The organism is Actinomycetospora sp. (genome assembly GCF_055612215.1).
The window spans coordinates 1-3,495 of record NZ_JBVPVA010000620.1 but is presented as its reverse complement, the minus strand read 5'-3'; the positions used below and the strand labels follow the sequence as shown (position 1 = coordinate 3,495).

The 3,495-nt window shown below is 73.9% G+C and carries 3 protein-coding genes; all 3 read right to left on the bottom strand.

The annotated features are described in order from the left end of the window. Positions 1–1,523: glycoside hydrolase family 13 protein (locus AC0CYZ_RS17085; protein ID WP_472217456.1), on the bottom strand; the 1,523-nt coding region annotated here is incomplete at its 3' end. 71 nt (positions 1,524–1,594) lie between these two features. Further along, positions 1,595–2,080: a hypothetical protein gene (locus AC0CYZ_RS17080; RefSeq protein WP_472217454.1), complete on the bottom strand. Its 486-nt coding sequence runs from the start codon at positions 2,078–2,080 to the stop codon at positions 1,595–1,597. Between the two features lie 142 nt (positions 2,081–2,222). Then, positions 2,223–3,470 carry a formamidase gene (gene fmdA, locus AC0CYZ_RS17075; RefSeq protein WP_472217452.1) on the bottom strand — a complete coding sequence of 416 codons (1,248 nt, stop codon included), beginning with the start codon at positions 3,468–3,470 and terminating at the stop codon, positions 2,223–2,225. Positions 3,471–3,495 lie beyond the last annotated feature (25 nt).

The following is a 3,495-nucleotide window of genomic DNA, read 5'->3' as shown; positions in this document are numbered from 1 at the left end:
TCGACCGGCACCGCGGCCGCGGACAGGTTCACCACGCAGGAGAACCCCGGGGCCCGGCCGAACACCAGCACCTCCTCGTCCGGCACCGAGTGCCACGTCAGGTCGCCCTCGCCGAGCGCGGGGTTGCCCCGCCGGATCGCCAGCGCCGCCCGCCCGAGCTCCAGGAACGAGCCGGGGTCGCCGTCCTGGGCCTCGACGGCGTAGTCGGCGAACCAGGCCGGCTGCGGCAGCCAGGGCGACCCACCCCCGTCGGGGCCGAAACCGAACGAGGATCCGTCAGGACTCCACGGCAGGGGCACCCGGCACCCGTCGCGACCGCGCTCGGTGTGCCCCGAGCGTTCCCAGGTGGGGTCGCGCAGGGCGTCGTCGGGGAGGTCCTCCGGGTCCGAGACCTGGGGCAGCCCCAGCTCCTGGCCCTGGTAGACGTACATCCCGCCCGGGAGCGCGGCCATCAGCAGGAACGCTGCCCGGGCGCGCCGGACGCCGAGCGCGACGTCGACGCTGCCGTCCCGCCGCCGGCCGTACCGGCTCGGGGCACGGACGACGTCGTGGTTCTCCAGCACCCACGTCGCGGGCGCGCCGACGCCGTGCAGGTACCCCGTGGTCACGTCGACGGCCTCGCGCAGCGCCGCCGGCTCCCAGGGCGCGAGGAGGAAGTCGAAGTTGAACGCGGTGTGCAGCCGGCCGGGCGAGACGTAGCGGGCCAGGCGCTCCGGGCTCGGGACCCACGCCTCGGCGACGAACATCCGCGCGCCCGGGTACTCGTCGGCGATCCGCCGCCACGACTCGTAGATCTCCTGGACGTCGTCGCGGTCGGCGAAGGGGTGGCTCCCCGGCCCGAGCGAGGCCCCGGTGAGGTCCGCGGCGTCGACGAGGTCGGGCAGGGCCGGGTCCTTGGCCAACCCGTGCGCCACGTCGATGCGGAATCCGTCGACGCCGCGGTCGAACCAGAACCGCAGCACCGACTCGAACTCGGCGCGGACCTCGGCGTTGCGCCAGTCCACGTCGGGCTGGCCGGGGTCGAACAGGTGCAGGTACCACTCCCCGTCGTCGACCCGCGTCCAGGCCGGGCCGCCGAAGTGGGCCCGCCAGTTGTTCGGGGGCTCCGCGCCGTCGCGGCCACGCCCGGGACGGAAGAGGAAGCGGGCGCGCTCCGGCGAGCCCGGGCCGGCCGCGAGCGCCGCGCGGAACCACGCGTGCGCCGCCGAGAGGTGGTTGGGCACCAGGTCGGGGATCACCCGCAGCCCGTGCTCGTGGGCGCGGGCGATCAGCTTCTCCGCGTCGGCGAGCGTGCCGTAGGCGGGCTCGATCGTGCGGTAGTCCGCGACGTCGTAGCCGTTGTCGACCTGCGGCGAGGCGTACCACGGGTTGATCCACAGCGCGTCGACGCCGAGGTCGCGCAGGTAGCCGAGCCGGTCGGTCAGGCCGGCCAGGTCACCGATCCCGTCCCCGTCGGCGTCGGCGAAGCTGCGGATGTAGACCTGGTAGATGACGGCGTCGCGCCACCAGGGGGTCTCGGTCACCGGGCGGGCTCCTCGGTCGGGGGCGGGCTCGCGCTCCACGATGCCCGATCCCCCGGCGAGGGGACCGTGGATCAGACCCCGGCGCGCACGCGTCCCTCCTGGACGTCCTCGTCGTCCTCGTCGTCCAGGTCCTCCGGAGCGCTGATCTCCGCCGGTGCGGGTGCCTCGTCGATCCCCTCGGGAGCACGCCGGGCGCGGAGCCGCTCGGTGGCCCGCCGCAGCATCTCGGCGGCCTGCGCCGCGAGCTGCGCCAGGAACCGCAGCGCGATCCGGGTCTGCTCGACGAGGAACGCGAACGCCGCGCCCACGGCGCCGCGCGACCCGCCGCCCGCGTCCGACCCGCCGGTGTCGTCGTCCGCGGCGCCGGCGTCCCCGGCGGGGGTACCGAGGTCCTCCAGCCGGTCGGCGAGCCCCTCGATCCCCTCCACGGCGCGGTCCGCGACCGCCGCGAGGAGCTTCCCCGCGATCACGGGGAGCATGCGGCGGGCCGCTTCGGCCATCATCTGTCCGCCCACGTCGCGGGAGGTCGGGCGGCTGGTGGTGCTGGTGTCGGTCATCGCCCCCGACGCTAGGGCGGCGCCGGCCCCGGCACACTCCGCCGTCCACAGTCACCGTGCGCGCATCTGCTGCCGGCGGAGCGCCACTCGGCCCACCCCTGCCCGGTGCGGGCCGGATGCCCGGGGCCCGGTCCGGAGCCGGTCAGGTGCTGACGGCGCACTGCCCCCGGTCGACGACGGTGGGACCGGCCGCGCTCGGGCGCACGTCGACGTCGAAGATCGCCGTCGGGACGTAGAGCGTGGCGCACGAGTTCGGGACGTCGACCACCCCCGACATGCGGCCCTCGACCGGCGCCGCGCCGAGGAGCAGGTAGACCTGTTCCTTGGTCCACCCGAACTTCGAGAAGTACTCGATCGCGTTCAGGCAGGCGTTCTGGTAGGCGAGCGTGGTGTCGAGGTAGTGCTGCGTGCCGTCCCGCGGGTCGACCGAGAACCCGACGAACGTCAGGAATTCCGAGTAGCGGGGCTCGACGTTGCCCGGCATGAAGATCGGGTTGGTGGTGACCCCGTAGGTCTCCATCCCGCCCTTGATCAGGTCGACGTGCAGGTCGATGTAGCCGCCCATCTCGATGGCGCCGCAGAAGGTGATCTCGCCGTCGCCCTGGGAGAAGTGCAGGTCGCCGAGCGAGAGCTTCGCCCCGTCGACGAACACCGGGTAGAAGATCCGGCTGCCCTTCGAGAGGTTCTTGATGTCCTGGTTGCCGCCGTTGTCGCGGGGCGGGGCGGTCCGGCAGGCCTCGGCGGCGGCGGCCTCGAAGGCGGAGCCGGTGAGGCTGCCGAGCACGGCGTTGTGGGGCTCGGGCGGCAGGGCGAGCGGCGGCACGCGGTCGGGGTCGGTGGCGATGAGCGCGGCCTCGCGGGCGTTCCAGGTCGCCAGGAGGTCCGCGCTCGGGGCGGTGCCCATGAGGCCCGGGTGGACGATCCCGGTGAACTCGACGCCGGGGATGTGCCGGCTCGTCGCCTTCTGGCCCGTGAAGTCCCAGACGGCCTTGTAGGCGTCGGGGAACCAGTCGGTGAGGAAGCCGCCGCCGTTGAGCTTCGAGAAGAGCCCGGTGTAGCCCCACCCCTGGCCCGCGACCGGCCCCGTCTCCTGCGGCACCGGCCCGACGTCGAGGATGTCGACGATCAGCAGGTCGCCCGGCTCCGCGCCCTCGACGGCGAACGGGCCGGAGAGCTGGTGGACCATCGAGAGGTCGCAGTCCCGGACGTCGTTCGCGTCGTCGGTGTCGACGATCGTCCCGTCGAACCACTCCTTGGACTCCACCCGGAAGCTGTCCCCGGGCTTCACCGTGGCGACGGCCGGGATGTCGGGGTGCCAGCGGTTGTGGCCGACGAGCTCCTGCTCGCGGAACGGCTTGGACTGGTCGACACCGAAGACGACGTCGGGCACGGAGGGCTCCTTCTAGGGCTTCGGC

What these genes read in the sequence shown, in the direction of transcription:
- AC0CYZ_RS17080 (WP_472217454.1), bottom strand. Translation starts at nt 2,080, where the DNA reads ATGACCGACACCAGCACCACCAGCCGCCCGACCTCCCGCGACGTGGGC.